Here is a 26713-nt window from a genome sequence, read left to right on the forward strand (position 1 = left end):
TCATGCTGCTGCAGCGTGTGATCACGGCGCTGGTGCTGGTGGCGCTGTTGTTGCCGGCGCTGCTGGCCGAGAGCCTGTTGCCGTTCGCTGCACTGACCCTGTTGATGATCGGCGCCGCGGGCTGGGAGTGGGGCCGGCTGAACGGCCTTCGCATGCCCGGTGCGGTCGCCATGGGCGCCGCGATCGCGCTGACCTGTGGCCTGGCGTGGCTGGCGGGCTGGGCCGTGGCGGCACCGGCGGCCGTCTGGTGGCTTGCAGTGGCGGGCTGGTTGCTGGGGGGCGCCCTGGGATTGCGGGCAGGGCCCGCGGCATGGCCTCATGCACCCCGGGTGGCTCGGTTGGCACTGGGTTGGCTGATGCTTTCGGTGGCCTGGCTGGCCATCGCGGCGGCGAAGCAGCGCGGCCTGGGCTTCATACTCTCGGCCTTCTGCATCGTCTGGGCCGCCGACATCGCCGCCTACTTTGGTGGCAAACGGTTCGGGCGCCGAAAGCTCGCACCATCCATCAGCCCCGGCAAGAGCTGGGAAGGCGTATGGTCGGGGATGGTGGGCGTCGGCCTGTTGGCCTGGGGCTGGATATCGCTCGAGGCCGTGTGGCCGGCGATTGGGCCCAGCGTGTTTGCCGTGATGTTGCGGCAGGCGGGGGCGTTCGGGCTCATGCTGGGCATCGTGGCGTTGTGCGGATTGAGTGTCGTCGGCGACTTGATGGAATCGCTGGCCAAGCGTGCCGCCGGCGCGAAGGATTCGAGCGGCCTGCTGCCTGGCCATGGCGGCGTGCTCGATCGCATCGACGCGCTGCTGCCGGTGCTGCCGGCGGTGATGGCGTTCGCGGGTGCCTGAACGGCGCCCTGTTCAAGTTGTGGTTGTGAAGTGGAACTGATGCGACAGCGCCTTTGTGTCCTGGGCTCCACCGGTTCGGTGGGCAGCAATACGCTCGATGTCGCCGCGCGTCACCCGGAGCGCTTCGAGGTCGTCGCGCTTACGGGCCACCTGCGAGTCGATGAGCTGTTGGCGCAGTGCCTTCGGTGGCGGCCCCGCTTTGCCGCGATGGCGGATGCGCAGGCCTCGCGCGTGCTGCGCGACCGTCTGCGCGAAGCCGGCTCGCGCACCGAAGTGCTCGACGGCGACGATGCGCTGATCCAGTTGGCCGCACACCCCGAAGTCGACACCGTGATGGCAGCGATCGTCGGAGCGGCCGGCCTGCCGCCGTGCATGGCGGCGGCGCGGGCCGGCAAGCGCCTGCTGTTGGCCAACAAGGAGGCGCTGGTCGTCGGCGGTGCGCAGTTCATGGCCGCCGTGGCCGAAGGCGGCGCGACGCTGCTGCCGATCGACAGCGAACACTCGGCCATCTTCCAGTGCCTGCCCGAAGACCGGTCGACCTGGAAGCAGCGCATCGACCACATCGTGCTCACCGCCTCCGGCGGGCCTTTCCGGCAGCGCGACCCGGCCACGCTGGCCGGCGTGACGCCCGATCAGGCCTGTGCCCATCCGAACTGGGTCATGGGCCGCAAGATCTCCGTCGACTCGGCGACGATGATGAACAAGGCACTCGAGGTCATCGAGGCCCGCTGGCTGTTCGACCTCGCGCCCGAGCAGGTGAAGGTGGTGATCCACCCGCAGAGCATCATCCATTCGATGGTCGTGTGCCGAGATCAATCCGTGCTGGCGCAACTCGGCACGCCCGACATGCGGGTGCCGATCGCTTATGGGCTGTCGTTCCCCGAGCGAATCGAATCCGGCGCGGAAGGGCTGGACTTCCTCAAGCTGGGCGCGTTGACCTTCGAGGCACCCGAGCGCAGCCGCTTTCCCGGCCTGTTCCTGGCCTGGGACGCGTTGCAGGGCCCGCATGGCAGCACGGCCGTGCTGAATGCCGCCAACGAGGTGGCGGTGGCGGCCTTCCTCGATCGGCGCATCGGCTTTGACGCGATCCACCAGGTGAATGCGCGCACGTTGGACGCGTTGTCGCCGCAGCTGGCCCTGGATGCGCCGGTCGAAGCCTTGCTGGACCTGGATCGTCTCGCTCGCGAGCAGGCCGAGACCTGCGTGCTGGCGTTGCGCCGCTGATGGGACCCGGCATGAACATGCTTCTCGGTTTCGTGCTGACCCTGGGCATCCTGATCGTCGTGCACGAGTATGGCCACTACCAGGTGGCGCGCTGGTGCGGCGTCAAGGTGCTGCGCTTCTCGGTAGGCTTCGGCCAGGTGATCTGGCGGCGCCAGCGCGGCGCCACCGAGTTCACGATCTCGGCCATCCCGCTGGGCGGCTATGTGCGCATGCTGGATCACCGCGAAGGGCCGGTTCCGCCCGAGCAGGCACACCAGGCGTTCGATCGCCAGTCGCTGACCCGGCGGGCTGCCATCGTCGCGGCCGGCCCGCTGGTCAACCTGGCATTGGCGGTACTGCTCTACGCAGCAGCGCACTGGGTCGGGACCGATGAGCCGATGGCCATCCTCGCAACGCCGCCGGCGCGCACGCTGGCCGCCGAGGCGGGCCTGGCCGCAGGCGACTGGGTGCAGGCGACCGCCGGGCCCGACGGCGAGTGGCAGGAGATCGCCTCGATCAACGAATTGCAGTGGCAGGCCACCCAGGCCGTGCTGCGCGGGGAAGACCTGCAACTGCAGGTCAGCGATGCCGACGGTGGCCATCGGCGCCTGGTCGCGTTGCGCCTGTCGGCGCTGGCCGGTGAGGAGGTCGATGCCGCCGCGATGCAACACGTCGGGATCGGCGCAGCCTTCCGCACGCCAACGATCAGCCGGCCGGCGGCGGGCGGGCCGGCTGACAAGGCGGGTCTGCGGGCCGACGACCAGGTGCTCGCGATCGACGGCCGGCCGGTGCCTGACGCCCAGGCACTGATCGAGCGCATTCGCGCCCACGCAGGCGGGGCGCAGCCGCCGATGCATTTCGTCGTTGAGCGGCGGGGCGAGCGGCTCGAGTTCGACGTGACGCCGCGCCAGGTGACCGAAGGCGACAAGACCTTGGGCCGGATCGACGCGCAGGTCGGCGGCGCGCCCCGCATGGTGACGGTACGACTCGGCCCCGTGGACGGCCTGGTGCGCGGCGCGCAGCGCACCTGGGAGATGGCGAGCCTGAGCCTGAAGATGCTGGGCCGCATGCTGGTCGGCCAGGCTTCGCTGCGCAACCTGAGCGGGCCCTTGACGATTGCCGACTATGCCGGCCAGTCGCTCCAGCTGGGGCTGAGCTACTACCTCGGCTTCCTCGCCATGGTCAGCGTGAGCCTCGGCGTATTGAACCTGCTGCCGCTGCCGATGCTCGATGGGGGGCACCTGATGTATTATCTTTTCGAGGGCGTGACCGGTCGACCGGTCTCGGATCTGTGGCACAAGTGGCTGCAGCGCAGTGGGGCCTTCGTACTCCTGCTGATGATGACCATCGCTCTCTCCAATGACGTGGCCCGCTTGCTGGGCCTGCAGTGACACCTCCCGATGCCATTTCCCTTTGCCTTGACATCGCTGCGTCCGGTTCCCGCGTACGTGGCCCTCGTGGCTGCGGCCACGGTCGCCACGTCAGCCCGGGCCGTCGAACCCTTCACGATCAGCGATATCCGCATCGAGGGCCTGCAGCGGGGTGACCCGGGCAGCGTGTTCGGGGCGCTGCCGTTTCGTGTGGGCGACCAGTACAACGACGACAAGGGTGCCGCCGCGCTGCGCGCGCTGTTCGCCACGGGCCTGTTCAAGGATGTGCGCATCGACATCGACGGCCAGGTGGTCGTCGTCATCGTCGAAGAGCGCGCCGTGATCGCGTCGGTCAACTTCATCGGTCTGCGCGAGTTCGACAAGGACACGCTGGCCAAGGCCTTGAAGGAAAACGGCATCTCGGAGGGTCAACCCTACGACAAGGCCGTCGTCGACCGCGCCGAGCAGGAAATCAAGCGCCAGTACCTGACGCGCAGCCTGTACGGCGCCGAGGTGGTGACGACCGCAACGCCGATCGAGCGCAACCGGGTCAACGTGACCTTCACCGTGGTCGAAGGCGATGTCGCGAAGATCAAGGACATCCACATCGAGGGCACCAAGGCCTTCAGCGAGTCGACGCTGCTCGACCTGATGGATCTGACGACCGGCGGCTGGCTGAGCTGGTACACCAAGTCCGACCGCTACTCGCGCGCCAAGCTCAACGCCGATCTCGAGAAGATCCGCGCCTACTACCTGAACAAGGGCTACCTCGAGTTCGACGTCAAGTCGACCCAGGTCACGATCTCGCCGGACAAGCAGGAGATCTCGATCACCGTCGTCGTCGAGGAAGGGCAGCCTTTCACGGTGGCCGGCGTGAAGCTCGAGGGCGAATACCTCGGCCGCGAGGAAGACTTCAAGCAGCGCGTGCTGATCAGGCCGGGCGAGCCGTATCGCGGCGACGACGTCACGGCGACCACGCGCGCGTTCTCCGACCTGTACGGCACCTACGGCTACGCGTTTGCACGCATCGAGCCGCGGCAGGACATCGACCGCAAGACGGGCCAGGTCGTGGTGGTGCTACAGGGCAGCCCGGGCGTTCGCGTGAACGTGCGGCGGGTCAACATCGCCGGCAACGCCGTCACGCGCGACGAGGTGATCCGGCGCGAGTTCCGCCAGTTCGAATCGGCCTGGTACGACAGCGCCAAGATCAAGCTGTCGCGCGATCGCGTCGAGCGCCTGGGTTTCTTCGAGGAGGTCACGGTCGACACGCAAGAGGTGCCCGGCGCGCCGGACCAGGTCGACCTGATCCTTAACGTGAAGGAAAAGGCCACCGGCAGCCTGCAGCTCGCCGCTGGCTATTCGTCCGCCGGCCTGTCGTTCTCGGGCGCGATCCGCAAGGAGAACGTCTTCGGCACGGGCAACTACCTCGGCCTCGAGGTCAATACCAGCAAGCTCGCCCGCAACCTGGTGATCAGCACGGTCGACCCGTATTTCACCGACGATGGCGTCTCGCGCGCGATCGACGTGTACTACCGCACCTCCAAGCCGCTGAACAGCCTGGGCGATGCGTACCAGCTGGCGACCCCGGGCGCCTCGGTGCGCTTCGGTGTGCCGTTCACCGAATACGACACGGTCTTCTTCGGCATCGGCCTCGAGCAGACGATCATCGGCACGTCGGCAGGCGTGCCCAACAGCTACTACACCTTCGTCGAGAACTTCGGCAACCATGCGCTGAGCGTGCCGCTGACGGTCGGCTGGGCGCGCGAGGAGCGCGACAACCCGATGATTCCGACCAAGGGCCGGTATCAGCGCGTGAACCTTGATTTCAGCCTGGCGGGCGACGTGCACTACGCGCGCCTGAATGCGCAGTACCAGCAGTACTTCACCCTGACCAACAAGCTGACGTTGGGTGTCAACGGCGAGGTCGGGGCGGGTTACGGCCTGGGCGGCAAGCCTTATCCGCTGTTCAAGAATTTCTACGGCGGTGGTCTGGGCTCGGTGCGCGTGTTCGAGCAGAACTCGTTCGGCGGCGTCGACGTCACCGGCGCCTACGACGGCGGCTCGAAGAAGCTGAACCTGAATTCCGAGCTCTACCTGCCGGTGCCGGGCTCGGGGAACGACAAGTCGCTGCGAATCTTCCTTTTTGCCGATGCCGGCAACGTCTGGCGCGATCATTCGGGCGGTGTGACGCAGAATGACCGCGACCGCGGCCAATCCGGCACGCTCGATGATCTGCGGGTTTCGGCGGGCCTCGGCCTGAGCTGGATCTCGCCGGTCGGCCCGCTGAAACTCAGCTACGGCACCCCGCTTCGCTCCTTCCGGGGCGATAAAATCCAACGTTTCCAGTTTCAAGTCGGAACGGCCTTTTGATGAAGATGTCGCTTAGCAAATTTCTCGTCGCTGCGGCGGCCCTTTCGTTCGCGGCAGTCGGCGCCAGTGCCGAGGAACTGAAGATCGGCTATGTCAACAGCGAGCGCGTGCTGCGCGAGGCCGCCCCGGCCAAGGCTGCGCAAGCCAAGCTGGAAGCCGAGTTCAAGAAGCGCGAGACCGAGATGAACGACCAGGCCGGCCGTGTACGCGCCGCGATGGAGAAGCTTGAGAAGGAAGGCCCGACGCTGGCCGAATCCGAGCGCGGGCGCCGCCAGCGAGAGCTCGCCGAGCAGCAGCGCGACTTCGAGCGCAAGCGCCGTGAGCTGCAAGAGGACCTGAACCAGCGCAAGAACGAAGAGCTCGCCGCCGTCGTCGAGCGGGCCAACAAGGTCATCAAGCAGATCTTCGAACAGGAGAAGTACGACCTGATCCTGCAAGAAGTCATCTTTGCCGGCCCCCGCGTGGACATCACCAAGAAGGTGATCGACGCGATGAACGCCGGCAAGTGAATGGCGGACTGACCATGCCCTCCCGGCCGGGCGTGACCCTCTCCGCCCGCCTGGCCGACATCGCGGCCGCCCTTGGCGGCGAGCTGCGCGGCGATGGCGAGCGCCTCGTCGAGCGCATCGGCCCGCTTGAAGCGGCGACCCCCGACACCATCAGCTTCCTGTCGCAGCCGCGCCTGAAGCACCTGCTGCAGAGCACCACCGCCGGCGCCGTCATCGTGCGCGCCGAGGCAGCTGAGGCGGCGCTTGCTCGCGGCGCCGTGGCGATCGTGGTGCCCGACCCCTACCTCGCCTTCGCCCGGCTGACCCGCTGGTGGGCTGCACGCACACGCCCGGCGCCCGGGCCGGGCGTGCACCCGAGTGCGTATGTCGCGCCCGGTGCGCAGGTCCACCCCTCGGCCAGCATCGGGCCGATGGCGGTGATCGAAGCCCACGCCGTCATTGGCGAGCATGTGGCGGTCGGCGCCCATGCGGTGGTCGGCGAGGGCGCCGAGCTGGGCGAGGGCACCCAGCTGCGCGCGCGCGCGACCTTCGGCTTCGGCTGCCGCATCGGCGCGCGCGGCATCGTCCACAGCGGTGCGGTGATCGGTGCCGACGGCTTCGGTTTTGCCCCCTGCGAGGGCCGCTGGGAGAAGATCGAGCAGCTGGGGGCCGTCTGGATCGGCGACGATGTCGAGATCGGGGCCAACACCTGTGTCGATCGCGGCGCACTCGACGACACCTTGATCGAAGACGGCGTCAAGCTCGACAACCTGATCCAGATCGCCCACAACGTGCACATCGGCGCGCACACCGCGATGGCCGGCTGCGTGGGCGTCGCGGGCAGCGCGCGCATCGGCAAGCACTGCACCTTCGGCGGTGCGGCGATGATCCTCGGCCACCTGCAGATCGCCGATCACGTGCACATCTCGGCTGCGAGCGTGGTGATGAGCTCCATCACGAAGCCGGGCCAGTACAGCGGCGTGTTCCCGATCGACGAAAATGCCAACTGGGAAAAGAACGCAGCGACGCTGCGCCAGTTGCACACCCTGCGCGCGCGGTTGCGCGCGCTCGAGAAGAAGAGCTCAACATGACCGTCATGGACATCCACCAGATCCTCAAGCGTCTGCCGCACCGCTACCCCTTGCTGCTGGTGGACCGGGTCGTCGAGTTGGAGAAGGATGTCCGCATCCTGGCGCTGAAGAACGTCACCTTCAACGAACCCTTTTTCACCGGGCACTTTCCTCACCGGCCAGTGATGCCGGGGGTGCTGATCCTCGAGGCGATGGCGCAATCGGCCGCGTTGCTGTCGTTCGCCTCGATGGATGTCGACCCGGGCGACGACATGGTGGTGTACTTCGCCGGCATCGACGGCGCGCGCTTCAAGCGCCCCGTCGAGCCAGGGGACCAGTTGATGCTCGAGGCCTCGATCGACCGCGTGCGCGGCGGCATCTACAAGTACAAGGCGAAGGCGACGGTCGCCGGCGAGATGGCGGCCGAGGCCGAGCTGATGTGCACCATGCGCAAGGTAGGTTGAGCTGAGGCGACCCGCGATGGCCACGATCCATCCCACCGCGATCGTCGATCCGGCGGCGCAGCTCGACGCTTCGGTCACGGTCGGCCCCTATGCGGTCATCGGTCCGCATGTGTGCATCGGCGCGGGCTCCACGGTCGGCCCGCACACGGTGATCGAGGGCCGCACGACGATCGGCCGCGACAACCGCATCTTCCAGTTCGCCTCGATCGGCGCGATCTCGCAGGACATGAGCTACGGCGGCGAACCGACGCGGCTCGAGATCGGCGACCGCAACACGATTCGCGAGTTCTGCACGCTCAACCTCGGCACGATGAAGGAAGAGGGCGTCACCCGCATCGGCTCGGACAACTGGATCATGGCCTACGTGCACGTCGCCCATGACGTGCGCCTGGGCAGCCACACGGTGCTGGCCAACAACGCCACGCTTGCAGGCCACGTGCATGTGGGTGACTGGGCCGTGATCGGGGGGCTGTCGGGCGTGCACCAGTTCGTGCACATCGGCGCCCACGCGATGATCGGCTTCCAGGGGCACGTGGCGCAGGACGTGCCGCCCTTCATGACGGTGGACGGCAACCCGCTGACGGTGCGTGCGGTCAACCTGACCGGCATCAGGCGGCGCGGCTTCAGCGATGAGCGCATCGCCGTGATCCGCCGGATGCACAAGCTGCTGTATCGCGATTCGCTGCCGCTCGACCAGGCCGTGGCCGCCCTCGGCGCCTTGCGCGGTACGCAGCCCGAGGCGGATACCGACATCGAGGTGATGCTCGCCTTCCTCGCCGGCGCCAAGCGCGGCATCGTGCGCTGAGGGGCCGCCGTGGTGGCTTCGACAGCGCCGCGCCTCGCGATGGTGGCCGGTGAGGCTTCCGGCGATTTGCTGGCCAGCCTTCTGCTGCAAGGCCTGCGTGAACGCTGGCCGGGCACGCGGGCGGCGGGCATCGGCGGCCCGCGCATGCTGGCCCAAGGGTTCGACGCCTGGTGGCCGAGCGAGAAGTTGTCCGTCTTCGGCTACGTGGACGCGTTGCGCCACTACCGCGAACTGGTCGGCATTCGCAACGCGCTGCGCAAGCGGCTGCTGGCCGAGCGGCCGGACGTGTTCATCGGCGTCGACGCGCCGGACTTCAACTTCGGCCTCGAGGCGCCGCTGCGCGAGGCCGGCATCAAGACCGTGCACTTCGTCTGTCCGTCGATCTGGGCCTGGCGCGGCGAGCGGGCCAGGAAGCTGGCGGCCGCGGCGGACCACGTGCTGTGCCTGTTCCCCTTCGAGCCGGCGATGCTGGCCGAACACGGCGTCGCGGCCACCTTCGTCGGCCATCCGCTGGCCGACACGATCCCGCTCGAACCGCCGCGCGCCGCCGCACGCGGCGCGCTCGGTCTGGCCGAGAAAGACACCGTGGTCGCCTTGCTGCCGGGCAGCCGGCGCAGCGAAATCCGCTACATCGCGCCGGTGCTGCTGCAAGCCGCTGCCTTGATGGCGCGGATGCGGCCCGGCCTGCGTTTCGTGCTACCGGTGGCGCCCGGGCTGCGCCCGATGGTCGAACCGCTGCTCGCCGAACACGCAGGGGGCGCGGCCATCCAACTGGTCGACGGCCGTTCGCACCAGGCGCTGGCGGCCTGCGACGTGACGCTGATCGCCAGCGGCACCGCCACGCTGGAGGCGGCGCTGTTCAAGCGGCCGATGGTCATCACCTACCGCATGCATTGGCTCAACTGGCAGTACATGAAGCGCCGGGCCTACCAGCGCTGGTTCGGCCTGCCCAACATCCTTTCCCGCAAGTTCATCGTGCCCGAGTTGCTGCAGGATGCCGCGACCCCATCGGCCCTGGCCCGCGAGGCGCTGGCCTGGCTCGACGACGCGCCTCGCCGCGAGACGCTGGCGACCCGGCTGAATGAACTGCACCTGTCACTGCGCCAGGATACGGCGCGCAAGGCCGGCGATGCGATCGCGCAAATCCTCCAGCAAGCCTGAGCAGATCACGCTCGTGTTCGATGCGCCCGGCTTGGTGGCCGGCGTGGACGAGGCCGGCCGCGGGCCCCTGGCTGGGCCGGTGGTGGCCGCGGCGGTGATCCTCGACGAGTTGAAGCCGATCAAGGGCCTGAAGGACTCGAAGGTCCTGACCGAGAAGCGCCGCGAGTCGCTGTTCGACGAGATTCGCGCGAAGTCGCTGTGCTGCAGCATCGCCCAGGCCAGTGTCGAGGAGATCGACACCCTGAACATCCTGCACGCCACGATGCTGGCGATGCGGCGCGCGGTCGAGGGCCTGCGCCTGCTGCCGGCGAAGGTGATGGTGGATGGCAACCGGCTGCCGGTGCTGCGCATTCCGGCCGAGGCCATCGTCCAGGGTGACGCGACGGTGCCGTCGATCTCGGCGGCATCGATCCTGGCCAAGGTGCACCGGGATCGGCTCTGCCTCGAGCTCGATGCGGCCCATCCCCAGTACGGGTTCGCGTCTCACAAGGGTTACTCGACCCCCGAGCACCTCGAGGCCTTGCGTCTGCACGGCGCCTCGCCGGTGCACCGGCGCACATTCGCACCGGTGCGCGAAGCGCTGGAGAGAACCTGGTGACCGAACCGCTGCTGATCAGCTCGCGCGACAACCCGCTGCTGCAGCGGGTGCGCAAGCTGGCGGGCGACCCGGGTGCCTACCGCAAGCTGGGCGAGGTCTGGCTGGAGGGCGACCACCTGGTCGGGGCGGCGCTGCAGCGCGGCGTCATGCTGGACGCGCTGGTGTTCGCCGACAGCGCCTGGCTCGACCGGCCGGACTGGCGCGCCTGGGCGGGCCGGGCGCGCCGCGTGCTGCGCGTGCCCGACGCCATGTTCAAGGGCCTGAGCGGGCTCGAGTCGCCTGGGCGCATCGGTGCGTTGCTGCCGACGCCCGACGCGCCGGCCATCGAGCCTGCCGCCGCCAGCGTGGTGCTGGATCGGCTGCAGGACGCCGGCAACGTCGGCAGCATCCTGCGCAGCGCCGCGGCCTTCGGGGTGCGGCAGATTCTTGCGATCAAGGGCACGGCGGCGCTGTGGTCGCCCAAGGTGTTGCGTGCCGGCATGGGCGCGCATTTCGGCCTGCGCCTGATCGAGGGCTTGCAGGCTGGTGATCTGGCCGAGTTGCAGGTGCCCCTGCTGGCCACCAGTTCGCACGGTGGCCTGCTGCTGGGCCAGGCCAGGCTCCCGCGGCCTTGCGCCTGGGTGCTGGGCCACGAGGGGCAGGGCGTCGACCCGGCGCTGATGGCGCGCTGCGCACAGACGGTGCGCATCCCGCAGCCGGGCGGGGAGGAGTCGCTCAACGTCGCGGCGGCCGCGGCGGTGTGCCTGTTCGCCGCGACGCTCGGTGAGGGTCAGTAGACCAGCCGGTCCGGCCGGATGTCGCGCAGGATGGTCGTCGCGATCTCCTCGATCGACTTGTGGGTCGAACTGAGCCAGGAGATACCGCTGCGCTTCATCATCTGCTCGGCCTCGTGCACCTCGTAGCGGCAATTCTCGATCGCTGCGTATTTGCTGCCGGGGCGCCGTTCGTTGCGGATCTGTGCCAGCCGTTCCGGGTCGATCGTCAGGCCGAAGCACTTGCGCTTGTGCTGCGCGAGCGAAGAGGGCAGGTGGCCGCGCTCGAAGTCCTCGGGGATCAGCGGATAGTTGGCGGCCTTGATCCCGTGCTGCATCGCGAGGTAGAGCGAGGTCGGCGTCTTGCCGCTGCGGCTGACCCCGACCAGGATCACGTCGGCCGCCTGCAGATTCTTGGCCGACTGGCCGTCGTCGTGGGCGAGCGAGAAGTTGATGGCCTCGATGCGGTCGTTGTATTCCTGGCTCTTGGCGGCATCCGAGAAGCGCCCGACACGGTGGTTCGACTTGATGCCGAATTCGATCTCCAGCGGCTCGACGAAGGCGGCGAACATGTCCATCACCATGCCTTTGCAGTGGTCGGTGGTCAGGATGGCGCGCACGGTCTCGTTGGCCAGCGTGATGAAGACGATCGGCCGCTTGCCCTCGGTGGCGGCGGTGGCGTTGATCTCGGCCACCACCTTTTCGGCCTTCTCCACCGTGTCGATGAAGGGCCGCCGGATGTGGCGCGGCTTGGCCGAGAACTGGGCCAGGATCGAGTTACCGAAGGTTTCGGCGGTGATGCCGGTGCCGTCGGAGACAAAGAACACGGTGCGATTGGGCATGCGCTGCTCGGTTTCAGCCAGGAGTCAGCGATGATAGGCAATCCCTTCGTAGAATGAAGCCAATGACGTGCTCCTTGAGTCCGGTTGCGTAACCGCACCGGAACATGCCGCGGAAAATGAGCCCCTGCAGCCTCGAACAATCCTTCCAACGCGCTGCAGCGTGGGCCCCCGGCGTGGCAACAGGGGTGGCACGGCGCCAGGTTTTTTGTCATCAAGGAGCTTTTCCATGTCATCCAGCCACCTGGCGACCGCCCTGGTCGCCCCGTTCGAACACCTGAGAATGACCGATGTCGAGGCGGTCGGCGGCAAGAACGCCAGCCTCGGCGAGATGATCAGCCAGTTGGCCGCCTCGGGTGTGCGCGTGCCCGGCGGTTTCGCCACCACGGCGCACGCGTTTCGCGAATTCCTCACCCATGGCGGGCTGACCGAGCGCATCAACAAGCGCCTGGCTGCGCTGGATACCGACGACGTGCGCGCGCTGGCCGAGGCCGGCGCCGAGATCCGGCAATGGGTGGTCGATGCGCCGTTCCCGCCGGCGCTGGATGCTGCCGTGCGTGCCGAATACGCCCGCGTGGCCGGCGACTCGCCGGACGCCACCTGGGCCGTGCGCTCGTCGGCCACGGCCGAAGACCTGCCCGATGCCTCGTTCGCCGGGCAGCAGGAGACCTTCCTCAACGTGCACGGCATCGACGAGGTCCTGCACAAGATGAAGGAGGTCTTCGCGTCGCTGTACAACGACCGCGCGATCAGCTACCGCGTGCACAAGGGCTTTGCCCACTCGGACGTGGCGCTCTCGGCCGGTGTGCAGCGCATGGTGCGCTCCGACGTCGGCTCCGCCGGCGTCATGTTCACGATCGACACCGAGTCGGGCTTCAAGGACGTCGTCTTCATCACCGCCAGCTACGGCCTGGGCGAGACGGTGGTGCAGGGCGCGGTGAACCCGGACGAGTTCTACGTGCACAAGCCGGCCCTCGAAGCCGGCAAGCTGGCGGTCATTCGCCGCAGCCTGGGTTCCAAGCTGATCCGCATGGAGTTCGCGTCGCCGGACGAGAAGGCCAAGAGCGGCAAGCTGGTGAAGACGGTCGACACGCCGCCCGAGCAGCGCAACCGCTACTCGCTAAACGACGCTGAGGTGACCGAGCTGGCCAGGTACGCGCTGGTGATCGAGAAGCACTACGGCCGCCCGATGGACATCGAGTGGGGCAAGGACGGCGTCGACGGCAAGCTCTACATCCTGCAGGCCCGGCCCGAGACCGTGCGCAGCCAGGCCGACGGCCAGGTCGAACACCGCTACAAGCTCAAGGGCCACTCGACGGTGCTGGCCGAAGGCCGCGCGATCGGCCAGAAGATCGGCACCGGGCCCGTGCGTCTCGTGCACTCGATTGCCGAGATGGACCGCGTGCAGCCGGGCGACGTGCTGGTCACCGACATGACCGACCCGAACTGGGAGCCGGTGATGAAGCGTGCCAGCGCGATCGTCACCAACCGCGGCGGGCGCACCTGCCATGCGGCGATCATCGCGCGCGAACTGGGCATTCCGGCGGTCGTCGGCTGCGGCAACGCGACCGAGACGCTGCATGACGGCGCGCTGGTCACGGTGGTCTGCTCCGAAGGCGACACCGGCCACGTGTACGACGGGCTGCTGGAAACCGAGGTCACCGAGGTCACGCGGGGCGAGCTGCCGTATTGCCCGGTGAAGATCATGATGAACGTGGGCAACCCGCAGCTCGCGTTCAACTTCTCGCAGGTGCCGAATTCGGGCGTCGGCCTTGCCAGGCTCGAGTTCATCATCAACAACAACATCGGGGTGCACCCCAAGGCCATCCTCGACTACCCGAACGTCGACCCGGACCTGAAGAAGGCGGTCGAGTCGGTGGCCCGCGGGCACGCCTCGCCGCGCGCCTTCTACGTCGACAAGCTGGCCGAAGGCGTGGCGACGATCGCCGCCGCCTTCTGGCCCAAGCCGGTGATCGTGCGCCTGTCGGACTTCAAGTCCAACGAGTACAAGAAGCTGATCGGTGGCTCGCGTTACGAGCCGGACGAAGAGAACCCGATGCTGGGCTTCCGCGGTGCCTCGCGCTATATCAGCGGCGAGTTCACCGATGCCTTCGGCATGGAGTGCGAGGCCCTGAAGCGGGTGCGCAACGACATGGGGCTGACCAACGTCGAGATCATGGTCCCCTTCGTGCGCACCGTGCGGCAGGCCGAGCGGGTGGCCGCGGCGCTGGCCGAGCGGGGCCTCAAGCGGGGCCAGAACGGCCTGCGCCTGATCATGATGTGCGAGGTGCCGAGCAACGCCATCCTGGCTGAGCAGTTCCTGCAGCACTTCGACGGCATGTCGATTGGATCGAACGATCTGACCCAGCTGACGTTAGGCCTGGACCGCGATTCCGGCCTGGCGCAGCTGGCAGAGGATTTCGACGAGCGCGACCCGGCCGTCAAGGCGCTGATCTCGCGTGCAATCGCCGCCTGCCGGGCAACCGGCAAGTACGTGGGCATCTGCGGCCAGGGCCCGAGCGACCACCCAGATTTCGCCGAATGGCTGGCCGCCGAGGGCATTGCGTCGATTTCGCTGAATCCGGATTCAGTGATCGAGACCTGGACGCGCCTGGCTGGCGTCCGCTGATCAGGGCCGGGTTGCGCGGCCAGCGCACGGCCGTTCCGAAGGGGGCCGTGCGCCCTCTCGGAGGGTGGTGCCGGACTCCTCGGCACCGCGTGCCCCAGTTCAATCGGCCCGATCTGTTATGATGGTCGGCTTTTCCCCTTGCCGCACCTGCATTTGACGCGCGGGGCGGCTTCCATTCTTCGGAATCCACAAGGAGAGTTCATGCGTCACTATGAGATCATTCTGCTGATCCATCCGGATCAAAGCGAACAGGTTCCGGCCATGCTGGAGCGCTACAAGACCCTGGTCACCAACGGTGGTGGCAAGGTGCATCGTGTAGAGGACTGGGGCCGCCGCCAGCTGGCCTACATGATCCAGAAGCTCGCGAAGGCGCACTACCTGTGCCTGAACATCGAGTGCTCGAAGGACGTGCTGACCGAGCTGGAAACCGGCTTCCGCTTCAACGACGCCGTGTTGCGCCACCTGACCGTCAAGGTCGACAAGGCCGAGACGACGCCGTCGGTGATGATGAAGTCGGTCGAAAAGGAAGAGGCCCGCAAGGCCGCCCAGGAGTCCGCCGCCTGAAGCCCGCGGGTTCGTCGCCCGGCGCCGAGGTCACGCCATGAACCGGCTGGTTCTGGCCGCCGAGGTGGTCGAGCGAGGCGCGATGCGTTACACCCCCGCCGGTTTGCCGGCCCTGGACCTGATGCTCAAGCACCAGTCCCAGGTCAGCGAAGATGGCCAGCCCCGCCAGGTTGCGATGCAGCTCAAGGCGGTGGCGATCGGGGCGATCACGCGGCCCGCCGCAGCCCTGGCGCTCGGAGCCCCGGCCACCTTCGCCGGCTTCCTGGCTGCCTCGCGCAACGGCAAAGGCCTCGTGTTCCACGTGACCGAGATCGACGCCTGACGAGCCCACGAACCTGTTTGAACACCGGATCATCAATTTTCAGAGGTCATCATGCCCCCGCCCAAATCCCGTTTTTCCAAGGATCGCCGTCCGAAGCGCAACCAGCAGTCGCTGCTGTTCCGCCGCAAGAAGTTCTGCCGCTTCACCGTGACCGGCGTCGAGTCGATCGACTACAAGGATGTCGATCTGCTGCGCGATTTCATCGGTGAGAACGGCAAGATCACGCCCGCTCGCCTGACCGGCACGCGCGCCTTCTTCCAGCGCCAGCTGACCAACGCCATCAAGCGTTCGCGCTTCCTGGCGATGCTGCCGTACAGCGATCAACACAAGGTCTAAGGAGCACCCGCCATGCAAATCATCCTGCTGGACAAGGTGGCCAACCTGGGCAACCTGGGCGACATCGTCAAGGTCAAGGACGGCTTTGCCCGCAACTACCTGATCCCGACCAAGCGCGCCCGTCGCGCGACCGAGGCCGCGGTCAAGGAATTCGAAGCCCGTCGCGCCGAGCTGGAGAAGGTCGCCGCCGACAAGCTGGCCGCCGCGCAAGCGGTGGGCGAGAAGCTGAGCGGCCTGACTGTCACGATCAGCCAGAAGGCCGGCGTTGACGGCCGCCTGTTCGGTTCTGTCACCAACCACGACATCGCGGAAGCGCTGGGCAAGTCCGGCTTCCCGGTCGCCAAGGCGCAGGTTCGCCTGCCCAACGGCCCGCTCAAGGCGGTCGGCGAGTTCCCGGTGAGCGTTGCGGCGCACACCGATGTGGTGGCCGAGATCACCGTGAAGGTGGTTGGCGAAACCGACTGATCAGCGTAGATTCCTGATCGATGAAAGGGCCGGGTCACCCCGGCCCTTTCGCGTTTTGGCCCAATGGTTTTCCACAGCCTCCGGCCAAGAATCCACAGGGTTGTTCACCAGTTGAGTCACATCCACCGTTGACATGACCACGATCTTCGACGCTCACGACCCGCGCGCCGAGCCGCGCGACGAAGAAGTCGCCAAGCTGCGGGTGCCGCCGCACTCCATCGAAGCCGAGCAGAGCGTGCTGGGCGGCCTGCTGCTCGACAACGGCGCCTGGGATCGGGCAGCTGACGTGCTCAACGAAAGCGACTTTTATCGCTACGAGCACCGGCTGATCTTTGGCGCCATCGGCGGCTTGATCAACGCGACCAAGCCGGCCGACGTGATCACGGTCTTCGAGCAGTTGCAGTCGCTCGGCAAGGCCGAGGAATGTGGCGGCCTGGCCTATCTGAACGCGCTCGCGCAGAGCGTGCCGAGCGCGGCGAACCTGCGCCGCTACGCCGAGATCGTTCGTGAGCGCGCGATCCTGCGCAAGCTGATCGCGGCGAGCGACGAGATCGCGACCCAGGCCTTCAACCCGCAGGGTCGCCAGGTCTCGCAGATCCTCGACGAGGCCGAGGGCAAGATCTTCAAGATCGGCGAGGAGGGCCAGCGCACCAAGCAGGGTTTCCAGAGCATGGATCAGCTGGTGATGCAGCTGATCGACCGCGTCACCGAGCTGGCCGAGAACGGCGCCGAGGAGGTGACGGGCGTCCGCACCGGCTTCTTCGACATGGACCGCATGACGGCCGGCCTGCAGGGCGGCGACCTGATCATCCTGGCGGCGCGCCCGTCGATGGGCAAGACCGCCTTCGCCTTGAATATCGCCGAGAACGTTGCCGTGCAAGAGGGCCTGCCGGTCGTCGTGTTCTCGATGGAAATGGGCGCGTCGCAGCTGGCTTTGCGCATGGTCGGCTCGTTGGGCCGCATCGACCAGTCGGGCTTGCGCACCGGGCGCCTGCGCGACGACGACTGGGGGCGCCTGACCGAAGCGGTGGACAAGCTCTCCAAGGCCTCGGTCTTCATCGACGAGACACCCGCGCTGAATCCGGCCGAGCTGCGCGCGCGCGCCCGGCGCCAGGCGCGCCAGTGCGGCAAGCTGGGCCTGATCGTGATCGACTACCTGCAGCTGATGAGCGGCACCAACAGCTCCAGCGGCGAGAACCGCGCGACCGAGATCAGCGAAATCTCGCGCGGCCTGAAGGCGCTGGCCAAGGAACTGCACTGCCCGGTGATCGCGCTGTCGCAGCTCAACCGCTCGGTCGAAACCCGAACGGACAAGCGACCGATGATGAGCGACCTGCGCGAATCGGGCGCCATCGAGCAGGACGCGGACGTGATCATGTTCATCTACCGCGACGACTACTACAACAAGGACTCGAAGGAGCCCGGCGTCGCCGAAATCATCATCGGCAAGCAGCGTAACGGCCCGGTCGGCACGGTGAAGCTGACCTTCCTGAAGCCACTGACCAAGTTCGACAACATGGCGCCGGACGCCTACGGGCAGGAATACTGACCCTGCCGGAGTCCCGGATTCGCCCGGGCGCTTGGCACGTGCCGGCATACTGTATATATTCACAGTATGCCAAGCCAACTTTCGCACCAGCGCCCGACGCCGACCGGGGTCGCCCAGCCCATGCTCATCGTGCCGCCCAAGGGCCGGGGCACCGGATGGGCCATCGAGCACCGGTTCACGGTAGAGCGCCACGAGAGCTTCGACGACGGCTGGGGCACGCTCGAGCAGCGCGTCGTGGAGCAGCCGGCGCCGGCGGTCACCCAGGTCATCGAGCAGCGGGTCAAGACCATCCTGACCGGCAATGACTCGCCCGACATCAACTTCGACGTGTCGATCAACCCGTACCGCGGGTGTGAGCACGGGTGCATCTACTGCTTTGCACGCCCGACGCACAGCTACCTGAATCTGTCGCCGGGCGTCGATTTCGAGACCAAGGTCTTTGCCAAGGTCAACGCAGCCGAGCGGCTGCGGGCCACGCTGCAGAACCCCAACTACGAACCGCTGGCGCTCAACATCGGCTCGGCGACCGATGCCTACCAGCCGGCCGAGCGCAAGCTCGGCATCACGCGCTCGGTGATCGAGGTGCTCGCCGAGTTCAAGCACCCGTTCTCGGTGATCACGAAATCTTCCGGCATCGAGCGTGACCTCGACCTGATCGGGCCGATGGCTGCGCAGGGCCTGGCGGCTGCCTATGTGTCGATCACCACGCTGGATGGCGCGCTGGCGCGCATCCTCGAGCCACGCGCCGCGCTGCCCGAGCGGCGGCTGCGCACGATCGAGCGCCTGGCCCAAGCCGGGGTGCCGGTGGGGGTGAGCGTGTCACCGGTGATCCCGTTCATCAACGAGCCCGAGATCGAGCGCATCCTCGAAGCCGCGGCCCAGGCTGGCGCACGCAGCGCGTTCAGCATCGTGCTGCGTCTGCCCTGGGAAGTGAACCCGCTGTTCCAGCAATGGCTCGAGGCGCATTTCCCCGAGCGCGCGAAACGGGTGATGTCGCGCCTGCGGGACCTGCGCGGTGGCAAGGATTACGACGCGCGCTTCGGCCAGCGCATGACCGGCCAAGGGCTCTGGGCCGAACTGGTGCGGCAGCGGTTCGAGAAGGCGGCGGCGAGGCTGGGGTTGAACCAGCAGCGCGTCGAGCTGGATCTGACACGCTTCGTGCGCCGCGGGCCGGCGGCGGGTGCAGCGCCGTTGCAGCAGAGCCTGTTCTAGGCGGCCGACACGGTGCGGTCGGCAGGGGCCATGGGCGCGGCGACTGAGGGTGTCGCCGACGCGCGAAGCGCCAGACCGCCGGACTGGCGGTTGTGGTTGCTCGCATTGAAGCCCGGCGTGGTGGACGAGGCGAACTTGGCGTAGAGCTCGTCAGCCATGGCATGCAGGTCGGCCGCGTCGTCGATCTTCTCGGCGTGGCGTTGTAGCACCATGCGGGCCATGTCGATCAGCTTGGTGTTCTGCGTCTTGGCGCCGTGGGCGAGCAGGGCCTTGGCGGCTGTCCGCGGCTCGCCGTTGAGGCTGTGGTTCATCGACGCCTCGGCCAGCGCGGTTACCTTGGCGTGGGCGCCACGCACGCGGTCTGCATAGGGCAGGTGGGTTCCCGCGGCCTTGGCCAACAACTCGGACAGGCTCTTGGACACACAGAAGCGCATCGCCAGGTTGTCGACCCACTCGTCGGCTTCCTCGAGCCGCAGCTCGGCGGCGGCCAGCTCGGAGAGCAGCGTGACCATGTTCAGCGCGGCTTCCACGTCATAGTCGGGCCGGCGGATCTCGTGTGCCATCGAACGCAGTTGGTCGAGCACCCGCGCGACCTGGCGGTTGAGCATCAGGACCAGCGTGTCGATCAACGCGCCGAAACGACGTAGCCGCGGGCTCTCGGCATTGCGCTCCAGCACGTGGCGCACGTTGTCGGCGCAGCGCTGCAGGCCTTTGCCGTCCTTGTCGCGAAAACGCGCGAAAGCCAGCAGCACCATCGACTGCAGGTCGAACATCTTCGATGTGATGCCGATGCTGGCCGCCCGCTCCAGCGCGCGCCGGGCCTCGGCGTGCTCGCCGACGTAGAAGGCCAGCATGCCCTGGCGCTGCAGACGCTCGATCGAGCCGGGCGTGAGCTGCGTCGCCATGCGGTAGGTTTCCAGCGCCTCGCCGAACGCACCTTGTTCGACGTGCACCCGGCCCATCACGTCGTAGGCATCGGCATGGCTGGGATCGTCGGAGATCAGCACCTCGAGTGTGCGCCTGGCCTGTTGCACCTTGCCGCCCTCGAGTTGGGAGCGCGCGATGCCCAGCCGCGCCCACGGCAGGGCCTGGGCGTCGATGACGGCCTGGAAGAGCTTCTGCGCGGCGTCGTGCCGGCCCAGCCGCAGCAGCAGCTCGGCGCCGATGCGCGCCGCGTACAGCCAGTAGGGCGCCCGGTCATGGAACCGGACCAGGCACAGCCGGGCGGCGTGGTCGAAATCGCCCGACTCGACGGCGGTGAAGATCTCGCGCAGCACGCGCTTGCGCTTGCGGGCCTGCAGCAGGCGCTCGGCGAGCGACGTAGCGGCAAACGGCTTGAGCAGGTAGCTGTCGAGCGCCGATTCGGCGGCCTCGGCGACGGCGGTGTAGCTCGCCTCGCCGGTCACCATGACGAACACGGTGGAAAAGGGCAGCAACTGGGCGCGGCGCAGGTCGTCCAGCAGCGACTGGCCCGAGGCCTTGCCGTCTTGGAAGTGCTGCTCGCACAGCACCAGGTCGAACTCACGCGCCTCGAGCTGTCTGCGGGCGTCCGCGATGCGGCTGCACTGGATGACGGTGCCGACGCCGAGGTCGCGCAACTGGGCCGCGAGAATGCTGCGCGAGGTCGGGTGACCGTCGATGATCAGCGCCTTGCAGGAGCTGAAGTCACGGTCGGCGCGCGTCACGGCTGCGCTCCTTGGCGAGCCGGCCCGGCATCGTCGACGGTGTAAAGCTGGCGAAACAACATGCAGCCGGGCCCAAGGTCGAGCAGAGCGGCCCCGGCGGACTGCCGGGGGGCCTTTCCCTGGGCTTATCGGCTGCCCGGGCCGTTTACTTGAACAGGTCCTTGACCCGGTCGGTCCAGCTCTTGGCGTTGGGCGAGTGGCGGTCGCCGCCTTTCTTCAAGGATTCGTCCAGTTCCTTGAACAGCTTGCGCTGGTGCTCGGTCAGCTTGACCGGCGTCTCCACCGTGATGTGGCAGTACAGGTCGCCAGGGTAGCTGGAGCGGATGCCCTTGATGCCCTTGCCGCGCAGGCGGAAGGTCTTGCCGTGCTGGGTGCCCTCGGGCAGCTCGATCTCGACCTTGCTCGTCAGCGTCGGCACCTCGATCGAGCCGCCCAACGCGGCGGTGATCAGGCCGACCGGGACGGTGCAGTGCAGGTCGTCACCGTCGCGCTCGAAGATGTCGTGCTGCTTGATCCGGATCTCGATGTAGAGGTCGCCCGGCGGGCCGCCGTTCGTGCCCGGCTCGCCGTTGCCGGCCGAGCGGATGCGCATGCCCTCGTTGATGCCGGCCGGGATCTTGACCTCGAGCGTCTTCTGCTTCTTGACCTTGCCGGCACCGTCGCACACGGTGCAGGGCTCGGGAATGATCTTGCCGGTGCCATGGCAGTGCGGGCAGGTCTGCTGGATGCTGAAGAAGCCCTGGCGCATGTGGACCGTGCCACCGCCATTGCAGGTGGTGCAGGCCTTGGCCTTGGTGCCGGGCTTGGCACCGGTACCGCTGCAGGCTTCGCAATGCTCCCAGCTGGGGATGCGGATCTGGCTGTCCTTGCCGAGCGCCGCTTCCTCCAGCGTGATCTCCATCGCGTACGAGAGGTCGTTGCCGCGGTAGACCTTCTGGCCGCCACCGCCACCCCGGCGCCCGGCGCCGGGGCCGCCCTGGCCGCCGAAGATGTCGCCGAAGATGTCGCCGAACGCCTCGGCGAAGCCGCCGAAGCCTTCCGGCCCCGGGCCGCCGCGGAAGCCGCCCGCGTTCGGGTCGACGCCGGCGTGGCCGTACTGGTCGTAGGCCGCGCGCTTTTGCGCGTCCGACAGCATCTCGTAGGCTTCCTTGGCCTCCTTGAACTTTTCCTCGGCGACCTTCGCGCCGTCACCCTGGTTGCGGTCAGGGTGGAACTTCATGGCCAGCTTGCGGTAGGCCTTCTTGATGTCGTCATCCGAGGCGTTCTTGGCCACGCCCAGGATTTCGTAGTAGTCACGCTTTGCCATGCAAGGTCTCGGTGTCTCAACGCAAACCGCCGAGTTGAGCGTCAGGCGCCTGGCCTGACGTTCGAACTCGGCGAGATAGGACGTCACGCCTGTTGGCGTGACGGCTCATCACTTCTTGACTTCCTTGAACTCCGCGTCGACCACGTTGTCGTCGGCCGGCTGCTGCGCTTGCGACGCCGAGGGCTGCTCAGCCCCCGCGCCGCCTGCCGCGCCCTGTGCCGCCTGCTGCTCGGCGTACATCTTCTCGCCGAGCTTCTGGCTTGCCGTCATCAGTGCTTCGGTCTTGGCGTCGATGGTCGCCTTGTCGTCGCTCTTGAGCGCTTCCTCGGCGTCCTTCAGTGCAGACTCGATCTTTTCCTTCTCGCCAGCGTCGAGCTTGTCGCCGTGCTCGGCCAGGCTCTTCTTGACCGAGTGGATCATCGCGTCGGCCTGGTTGCGAGCCTGCACGAGCTCGAGCTTCTTTGCGTCTTCGGCGGCATTCAGCTCGGCGTCCTTCACCATCTTCTCGATCTCGCCTTCGGTCAGGCCCGAGTTCGCCTTGATGGTGATCTTGTTTTCCTTGCCGGTCGCCTTGTCCTTCGCGCCGACGTGCAGGATGCCGTTGGCGTCGATGTCGAAGGTCACCTCGATCTGCGGCAGCCCGCGCGGCGCCGGCGGAATGCCCTCGAGGTTGAATTCGCCCAGGCTCTTGTTGCCCGAGGCCATCTCGCGCTCGCCCTGGTAGACCTTGATCGTCACGGCCGGCTGGTTGTCGTCGGCGGTCGAGAACACCTGGCTGAACTTGGTCGGGATCGTGGTGTTCTTCTTGATCATCTTGGTCATCACGCCGCCCAGCGTCTCGATGCCGAGCGACAGCGGGGTGACGTCCAGCAGCAGCACGTCCTTGCGCTCGCCGCCCAGGACCTGGCCCTGGATGGCCGCGCCCACGGCGACGGCTTCATCGGGGTTGACGTCCTTGCGCGGCTCCTTGCCGAAGAACTCCTTGACCTTGTCCTGCACCTTGGGCATGCGGGTCATGCCGCCGACCAGGATCACGTCGTCGATCTCGCTGAGCTTGACGCCGGCATCCTTGATCGCGGTGCGGCAAGGCTCGATCGTGCGCTCGATCAGCTCGTCGACCAGCGCTTCGAGCTTGGCACGCGTTAGCTTGATGTTCAGGTGTTTCGGGCCCGAGGCGTCGGCCGTGATGTACGGCAGGTTGATGTCGGTCTGCGTGCTGTTCGACAGCTCGATCTTGGCCTTCTCGGCCGCTTCCTTCAGGCGCTGCAGGGCCAGCACGTCCTTCGTCAGGTCGACGCCTTGTTCCTTCTTGAACTCGGTGACGATGTAATCGATGATGCGCTGGTCGAAGTCTTCGCCGCCCAGGAAGGTGTCGCCGTTGGTCGACAGCACCTCGAATTGCTTCTCGCCATCGACATCGGCGATCTCGATGATCGAGATGTCGAAGGTACCGCCGCCGAGGTCGAACACGGCGATCTTGCGGTCACCCTTGCCGTGCTTGTCCAGGCCGAAGGCCAGGGCCGCCGCGGTGGGCTCGTTGATGATGCGCTTGACGTCCAGGCCGGCGATGCGGCCGGCGTCCTTGGTGGCCTGGCGCTGGCTGTCGTTGAAGTAGGCCGGCACGGTGATCACGGCCTCGGTCACCTCTTCACCGAGGTAGTCCTCGGCGGTCTTCTTCATCTTGCGCAGCACCTCGGCGCTGACCTGCGGGGGCGCCAGCTTCTTGCCGCGCTCTTCGACCCAGGCGTCGCCGTTGTCGGCGGCCACGATGGAGTAGGGCATCAGGTTGATGTCCTTCTGCACTTCCTTCTCGGTGAACTTGCGGCCGATCAGGCGCTTGATCGCGTAGAAGGTGTGCCTGGGGTTGGTCACGGCCTGGCGCTTGGCGGAGGCACCGACGAGGATCTCGCCGTCTTCCTGGTAGGCGATGATCGACGGCGTGGTACGCGCGCCTTCCGAGTTCTCGATGACCTTCGTGTTGTTGCCTTCCATGATGGCAACGCACGAGTTCGTCGTGCCGAGGTCAATGCCGATGATCTTTCCCATGTTCGTGGCTCCTGAATCGTTAGGGTGTCTGGTTTCGATTTGTGGATAACTCGGGCATCTTCAAGGGCCGGGGCCTGTGAAAAACCTGCCCTCGAAGCGGCTTACTTGGGCGCCGCCACGGTGACGAGCGCCGGGCGCAGCACGCGCTCGGCGATCAGGTAGCCCTTTTGCAGCACCGCGACCACGGTGTTGGCCTCCTGCTCGGCCGGCACCATGCTGATCGCCTGGTGCTGGTGGGGGTCGAACTTGGTGCCGGCGGGCGGGTTGATCTCGGCCACCTTGTTGCGCTCGAGCGCCTGGCTCAGCTGGCGCAGCGTGGCATGCACGCCTTCGAGCACCTTCTGCGCCGGCGCGTCGGGCATCGCGATGGCCGCTTCGAGGCTGTCTTTCACCGGCAGCAGGCTGTCGGCGAAAGATTCGACGGCGAACTTGCGCGCCTTGCTGATCTCTTCGTCGGCGCGCCGGCGCACGTTCTCGGTCTCGGCCTTGGCGCGCAGGAAGGCATCCTGCGCCTCGTTCAGCTGCGCCTGCACCTGCGCCAGCTGGGCCTCCGGGCTGGTGGTGGCGTCGGCGGCGTTCGCCGCGGCGGGCGTGGCTTCGGGCTGCGGGGTCGGGGTGGCGTCGTTGTTGCTCATTGTCGAAAGGGTCGAAGGACGTCGAATTACCGGGTTCCGCCGCCATTTGGGGCCGTTTCCCACCGGTTCAAGAGGGCTTTTTGCGCTCGGGCGCAAGAAAACCGCGAATCTGTGCTGGCGGCGCAGCGGGCCTATTCGTCGGCCGAGGCGCTCCAGCGGTTCCAGTCGGCCAACTGGCGGCGATCGCGCTTGGTCGGGCGCCCATGCTCGATGGCTTGGGCCGGCTCGATGCCCTGGCGCCTGGCTTCGCGCGCCGCCTCGCGGGCTGCCAGGCTCTCGGCGGTCTCGGTGTACAGGGTCTGCGCCACCGGCGCCGGGCCGCGGATCTCGCTCAGGCCAAGCACCTGCACGGTACGTGGCGGGAGGCCCGGCTCGCGCAGGCTGAGCTGGTCACCCACGCGCAGGTCGCGCGAGGGTTTGGCCGGCTGGCCGTTCACGTCGACCCGGTTCTTGCCGATGGCCTCGACCGCCAGCGCACGGGTCTTGAAAAAGCGCGCCGCCCAGAGCCATTTGTCCAGGCGGACCGGTGCTGTCGTCAGCTTGGGTTCCTTCACGGCTTGATTTTCGCTCAGGCCGATCGTCACTTCGGTGTCGTGGCGAGCGGCAGGCGTACGGTCGCATCCAGGCCCTCGACCGCGCCGCGCACGATGCGGTTGTCAAGTTCGATCTGGCCGCCCAGCGTGGAGACGATCTCGTGGCAAATGGCCAGCCCCAGGCCCGACCCGCCGCGGGCGTTGCCGGCGCCCAGGCCGGCCGAGAAGGGCTGGAACAGCCGATGACGCTGCTCGTCGGTGATGCCCATGCCGCTGTCGGACACCGTCAGTGCGGCGTGGCGAGCGTCGGTCACGAGATGGATCGCCAGCCGGCCGCCGTCACGCCCGTGCTTGATCGCGTTGTGGATCAGGTTGCGCGACAGCTCGCGCAGCGCCCATTCGTGGCCGCGCACCGGCGCCGGCTGGGTGTCGATGTCGAAATCGAGCTGGTGCTCGACGATCAACGCCGACAGGTCGAGTGCCACCGCGCGCACGATCTCGGCCCAGTCCAGCACCGGTGCGTCGGCCTGCTGGCGCACCTGCTCGACCTTGGCCAGCGCCAGCATCTGGTTGGCCAGCGTGGTCGCCCGGTCGACGGTGTCGCCGATCTCGCCGAGCGCCTGCTGCGGCTCAAGATCGCCGCGCTGGGCCGACTGGACCTGGGTCTTCAGCACCGCCAGCGGGGTGCGCAGCTGATGCGACGCGTCGCGCACGAAACGCGTCTGGTGGTCCAGCAAGCGGCTCAGGCGCCCCATCAGGTGGTTGGTGGCCGCCACCAACGGCTGCAGCTCGCGCGGCACGCCGCTGTCGTCCAGCGGCGCCAGGTCGCCCTCGGCACGCGAGCGCAGCGCGAGGCTGAGATCCTGCACCGGGCGCGTCGCGCGCTGCACGACGAAGACGACGACGCCGGCGATCAGCAGCAGCAGCGCGGCCTGGCGCCACAGCGTGTCCAGCAGCAGGCTGCGCGCCAGCGTCTCGCGCAGCTCCAGCGTCTCGGCCACCTGGATCGTCGCCATGCCCTGGCCGCCGGCCCAGGTGACCGGCTGCAGCAGCACCGCCACGCGCACCGGCGTGCCGCGGTAGTGGTCGTCGTAGAAGTCGACCAGGGCGGCGTAGGGGCCCTTCTGCGGGATCCTGCCGTGCCAGGCGGGCAGGGCGTCGAAGCCCGACACGATCTCGCCGTCGAAGCCGGTCACGCGGTAGTACAGGCGGCTGCGGTTGTCGGCCTCGAAGGCTTCCAGCGCCGAATACAGCAGCGTCGACTTCAGGTGCGGGCGGTCGGCCTCCAGGCTGACCTCCAGCAGGTCGCCGATCGACTTGGCGGTGGCCAGCAGGGTGCGGTCGTAGGCGGTGTCCGCGGCCTTCAAGGCCTGGCGGTACAGCACGGTCGTGTTGACGAGCGAGAACACCAGCACCGGCGCCAGGATGCCGATCATCAGCCGATCGCGCAGCGAGCGGCGGGCCCACCAGCG

25 protein-coding genes are annotated in these 26713 nt (G+C 67.5%); 18 read left to right on the forward strand and 7 right to left on the reverse strand.

All coding sequences use genetic code 11. The features are described from left to right. Nucleotides 1-2 precede the first annotated feature (2 nt). From VJ693_RS24875 to VJ693_RS24925, 11 genes are read left to right on the forward strand one after another with little or no spacing between them, the layout of a single operon-like run. Entirely contained in the window at nucleotides 3-839 is an 837-nt protein-coding gene (locus VJ693_RS24875) for a phosphatidate cytidylyltransferase (protein WP_324158734.1), read from the forward strand. Nucleotides 840-878: 39 nt separating this feature from the next. Next, entirely contained in the window at nucleotides 879-2063 is a 1185-nt protein-coding gene (gene ispC / locus VJ693_RS24880) for a 1-deoxy-D-xylulose-5-phosphate reductoisomerase (RefSeq protein WP_324158736.1), read from the forward strand. 11 nt (nucleotides 2064-2074) lie between these two features. Next, nucleotides 2075-3433 (forward strand): RIP metalloprotease RseP, encoded by a 1359-nt coding sequence (gene rseP, locus VJ693_RS24885; protein ID WP_324158738.1) that lies wholly within the window; start codon nucleotides 2075-2077, stop codon nucleotides 3431-3433. A gap of 9 nt (nucleotides 3434-3442) precedes the next feature. Next, on the forward strand, nucleotides 3443-5782 hold the full coding sequence (gene bamA / locus VJ693_RS24890; protein WP_324158740.1) for an outer membrane protein assembly factor BamA: 2340 nt from the start codon (nucleotides 3443-3445) through the stop codon (nucleotides 5780-5782). Further along, complete coding sequence (locus VJ693_RS24895) at nucleotides 5782-6291, forward strand: OmpH family outer membrane protein (RefSeq protein ID WP_324158742.1); 510 nt, start codon at nucleotides 5782-5784, stop codon at nucleotides 6289-6291. Before bamA ends, VJ693_RS24895 begins: the two co-directional genes overlap by 1 nt. A gap of 14 nt (nucleotides 6292-6305) precedes the next feature. Next, nucleotides 6306-7361: a UDP-3-O-(3-hydroxymyristoyl)glucosamine N-acyltransferase gene (gene lpxD, locus VJ693_RS24900; RefSeq protein ID WP_324158744.1), complete on the forward strand. Its 1056-nt coding sequence runs from the start codon at nucleotides 6306-6308 to the stop codon at nucleotides 7359-7361. After that, nucleotides 7358-7804, forward strand: a complete 447-nt coding sequence (gene fabZ / locus VJ693_RS24905) for a 3-hydroxyacyl-ACP dehydratase FabZ (RefSeq protein WP_324158745.1) — start codon at nucleotides 7358-7360, stop codon at nucleotides 7802-7804. Before lpxD ends, fabZ begins: the two co-directional genes overlap by 4 nt. Nucleotides 7805-7820: 16 nt before the next feature. After that, the gene (gene lpxA / locus VJ693_RS24910) at nucleotides 7821-8609 is read left to right on the forward strand and encodes an acyl-ACP--UDP-N-acetylglucosamine O-acyltransferase (protein ID WP_324158747.1); all 789 of its coding nucleotides are present in this window, start codon (nucleotides 7821-7823) and stop codon (nucleotides 8607-8609) included. 39 nt (nucleotides 8610-8648) lie between these two features. Next, nucleotides 8649-9770: a lipid-A-disaccharide synthase gene (gene lpxB / locus VJ693_RS24915; RefSeq protein WP_324158819.1), complete on the forward strand. Its 1122-nt coding sequence runs from the start codon at nucleotides 8649-8651 to the stop codon at nucleotides 9768-9770. Beyond that, a complete protein-coding gene (gene rnhB / locus VJ693_RS24920) occupies nucleotides 9739-10368 on the forward strand; it encodes a ribonuclease HII (RefSeq protein WP_324158749.1) in 630 nt (209 codons plus the stop codon). The genes lpxB and rnhB overlap by 32 nt, the downstream gene beginning before the upstream one ends. Next, the gene (locus tag VJ693_RS24925; protein WP_324158820.1) at nucleotides 10362-11144 is read left to right on the forward strand and encodes an RNA methyltransferase; all 783 of its coding nucleotides are present in this window, start codon (nucleotides 10362-10364) and stop codon (nucleotides 11142-11144) included. Before rnhB ends, VJ693_RS24925 begins: the two co-directional genes overlap by 7 nt. On the opposite strand, the gene ppsR is transcribed toward VJ693_RS24925, so the two are convergent. Continuing rightward, on the reverse strand, nucleotides 11138-11962 hold the full coding sequence (gene ppsR / locus VJ693_RS24930; RefSeq protein WP_324158751.1) for a posphoenolpyruvate synthetase regulatory kinase/phosphorylase PpsR: 825 nt from the start codon (nucleotides 11960-11962) through the stop codon (nucleotides 11138-11140). The genes VJ693_RS24925 and ppsR overlap by 7 nt on opposite strands. A gap of 226 nt (nucleotides 11963-12188) precedes the next feature. On the opposite strand from ppsR, the gene ppsA reads away from it, so the two are divergent. The 7 genes from ppsA to VJ693_RS24965 all read left to right on the forward strand — a co-directional run bounded on the left by ppsA (nucleotide 12189) and on the right by VJ693_RS24965 (nucleotide 19036). Further along, nucleotides 12189-14588 carry a phosphoenolpyruvate synthase gene (ppsA, locus tag VJ693_RS24935; RefSeq protein ID WP_324158753.1) on the forward strand — a complete coding sequence of 800 codons (2400 nt, stop codon included), beginning with the start codon at nucleotides 12189-12191 and terminating at the stop codon, nucleotides 14586-14588. A gap of 201 nt (nucleotides 14589-14789) precedes the next feature. Further along, nucleotides 14790-15152, forward strand: coding sequence for a 30S ribosomal protein S6 (rpsF, locus tag VJ693_RS24940; protein WP_324158755.1), 363 nt, complete (start codon nucleotides 14790-14792; stop codon nucleotides 15150-15152). A 37-nt stretch (nucleotides 15153-15189) separates the two neighbouring features. Beyond that, nucleotides 15190-15474, forward strand: a complete 285-nt coding sequence (priB, locus tag VJ693_RS24945) for a primosomal replication protein N (RefSeq protein WP_324158757.1) — start codon at nucleotides 15190-15192, stop codon at nucleotides 15472-15474. A gap of 51 nt (nucleotides 15475-15525) precedes the next feature. Then, nucleotides 15526-15810 carry a 30S ribosomal protein S18 gene (gene rpsR / locus VJ693_RS24950; RefSeq protein ID WP_324158759.1) on the forward strand — a complete coding sequence of 95 codons (285 nt, stop codon included), beginning with the start codon at nucleotides 15526-15528 and terminating at the stop codon, nucleotides 15808-15810. A gap of 12 nt (nucleotides 15811-15822) precedes the next feature. Beyond that, complete coding sequence (gene rplI, locus VJ693_RS24955) at nucleotides 15823-16275, forward strand: 50S ribosomal protein L9 (RefSeq protein ID WP_324158761.1); 453 nt, start codon at nucleotides 15823-15825, stop codon at nucleotides 16273-16275. Between the two features lie 133 nt (nucleotides 16276-16408). Beyond that, entirely contained in the window at nucleotides 16409-17824 is a 1416-nt protein-coding gene (gene dnaB / locus VJ693_RS24960; protein WP_324158763.1) for a replicative DNA helicase, read from the forward strand. A gap of 120 nt (nucleotides 17825-17944) precedes the next feature. After that, nucleotides 17945-19036, forward strand: coding sequence for a PA0069 family radical SAM protein (locus VJ693_RS24965; protein WP_324158765.1), 1092 nt, complete (start codon nucleotides 17945-17947; stop codon nucleotides 19034-19036). On the opposite strand, the gene VJ693_RS24970 is transcribed toward VJ693_RS24965, so the two are convergent. From VJ693_RS24970 to VJ693_RS24995, 6 genes are all read right to left on the reverse strand, one after another. Further along, nucleotides 19033-20721: a response regulator gene (locus tag VJ693_RS24970; protein WP_324158767.1), complete on the reverse strand. Its 1689-nt coding sequence runs from the start codon at nucleotides 20719-20721 to the stop codon at nucleotides 19033-19035. The two genes, VJ693_RS24965 and VJ693_RS24970, sit on opposite strands and share 4 nt — an antisense overlap. Nucleotides 20722-20866: 145 nt before the next feature. After that, nucleotides 20867-22027: a molecular chaperone DnaJ gene (gene dnaJ, locus VJ693_RS24975; RefSeq protein ID WP_324158769.1), complete on the reverse strand. Its 1161-nt coding sequence runs from the start codon at nucleotides 22025-22027 to the stop codon at nucleotides 20867-20869. 108 nt (nucleotides 22028-22135) lie between these two features. Continuing rightward, the gene (dnaK, locus tag VJ693_RS24980) at nucleotides 22136-24112 is read right to left on the reverse strand and encodes a molecular chaperone DnaK (RefSeq protein ID WP_324158822.1); all 1977 of its coding nucleotides are present in this window, start codon (nucleotides 24110-24112) and stop codon (nucleotides 22136-22138) included. A 62-nt stretch (nucleotides 24113-24174) separates the two neighbouring features. Further along, the gene (gene grpE, locus VJ693_RS24985) at nucleotides 24175-24708 is read right to left on the reverse strand and encodes a nucleotide exchange factor GrpE (protein ID WP_324158770.1); all 534 of its coding nucleotides are present in this window, start codon (nucleotides 24706-24708) and stop codon (nucleotides 24175-24177) included. Between the two features lie 131 nt (nucleotides 24709-24839). Beyond that, nucleotides 24840-25247 carry an RNA-binding S4 domain-containing protein gene (locus VJ693_RS24990; protein WP_414652369.1) on the reverse strand — a complete coding sequence of 136 codons (408 nt, stop codon included), beginning with the start codon at nucleotides 25245-25247 and terminating at the stop codon, nucleotides 24840-24842. A 41-nt stretch (nucleotides 25248-25288) separates the two neighbouring features. Further along, the gene (locus VJ693_RS24995; RefSeq protein ID WP_324158824.1) at nucleotides 25289-26677 is read right to left on the reverse strand and encodes a sensor histidine kinase; all 1389 of its coding nucleotides are present in this window, start codon (nucleotides 26675-26677) and stop codon (nucleotides 25289-25291) included. Nucleotides 26678-26713 lie beyond the last annotated feature (36 nt).

Source organism: Ideonella sp., assembly GCF_035254525.1.
Taxonomy (GTDB): Bacteria; Pseudomonadota; Gammaproteobacteria; order Burkholderiales; family Burkholderiaceae_C; genus Ideonella.

Coding starts and splice junctions, on each gene's coding strand:
- VJ693_RS24995 (WP_324158824.1), bottom strand. CDS start 26,677: ATGATCGGCATCCTGGCGCCGGTGCTGGTGTTCTCGCTCGTCAACACG.
- ppsA (WP_324158753.1), top strand. CDS start 12,189: ATGTCATCCAGCCACCTGGCGACCGCCCTGGTCGCCCCGTTCGAACAC.
- fabZ (WP_324158745.1), top strand. CDS start 7,358: ATGACCGTCATGGACATCCACCAGATCCTCAAGCGTCTGCCGCACCGC.
- dnaJ (WP_324158769.1), bottom strand. CDS start 22,027: ATGGCAAAGCGTGACTACTACGAAATCCTGGGCGTGGCCAAGAACGCC.
- priB (WP_324158757.1), top strand. CDS start 15,190: ATGAACCGGCTGGTTCTGGCCGCCGAGGTGGTCGAGCGAGGCGCGATG.
- lpxA (WP_324158747.1), top strand. CDS start 7,821: ATGGCCACGATCCATCCCACCGCGATCGTCGATCCGGCGGCGCAGCTC.
- VJ693_RS24875 (WP_324158734.1), top strand. CDS start 3: ATGCTGCTGCAGCGTGTGATCACGGCGCTGGTGCTGGTGGCGCTGTTG.
- dnaB (WP_324158763.1), top strand. CDS start 16,409: ATGACCACGATCTTCGACGCTCACGACCCGCGCGCCGAGCCGCGCGAC.
- VJ693_RS24895 (WP_324158742.1), top strand. CDS start 5,782: ATGAAGATGTCGCTTAGCAAATTTCTCGTCGCTGCGGCGGCCCTTTCG.
- rpsR (WP_324158759.1), top strand. CDS start 15,526: ATGCCCCCGCCCAAATCCCGTTTTTCCAAGGATCGCCGTCCGAAGCGC.
- VJ693_RS24965 (WP_324158765.1), top strand. CDS start 17,945: ATGCTCATCGTGCCGCCCAAGGGCCGGGGCACCGGATGGGCCATCGAG.
- rnhB (WP_324158749.1), top strand. CDS start 9,739: ATGCGATCGCGCAAATCCTCCAGCAAGCCTGAGCAGATCACGCTCGTG.
- ispC (WP_324158736.1), top strand. CDS start 879: ATGCGACAGCGCCTTTGTGTCCTGGGCTCCACCGGTTCGGTGGGCAGC.
- rpsF (WP_324158755.1), top strand. CDS start 14,790: ATGCGTCACTATGAGATCATTCTGCTGATCCATCCGGATCAAAGCGAA.
- lpxD (WP_324158744.1), top strand. CDS start 6,306: ATGCCCTCCCGGCCGGGCGTGACCCTCTCCGCCCGCCTGGCCGACATC.
- bamA (WP_324158740.1), top strand. CDS start 3,443: ATGCCATTTCCCTTTGCCTTGACATCGCTGCGTCCGGTTCCCGCGTAC.
- ppsR (WP_324158751.1), bottom strand. CDS start 11,962: ATGCCCAATCGCACCGTGTTCTTTGTCTCCGACGGCACCGGCATCACC.
- rseP (WP_324158738.1), top strand. CDS start 2,075: ATGAACATGCTTCTCGGTTTCGTGCTGACCCTGGGCATCCTGATCGTC.
- rplI (WP_324158761.1), top strand. CDS start 15,823: ATGCAAATCATCCTGCTGGACAAGGTGGCCAACCTGGGCAACCTGGGC.
- grpE (WP_324158770.1), bottom strand. CDS start 24,708: ATGAGCAACAACGACGCCACCCCGACCCCGCAGCCCGAAGCCACGCCC.
- lpxB (WP_324158819.1), top strand. CDS start 8,649: ATGGTGGCCGGTGAGGCTTCCGGCGATTTGCTGGCCAGCCTTCTGCTG.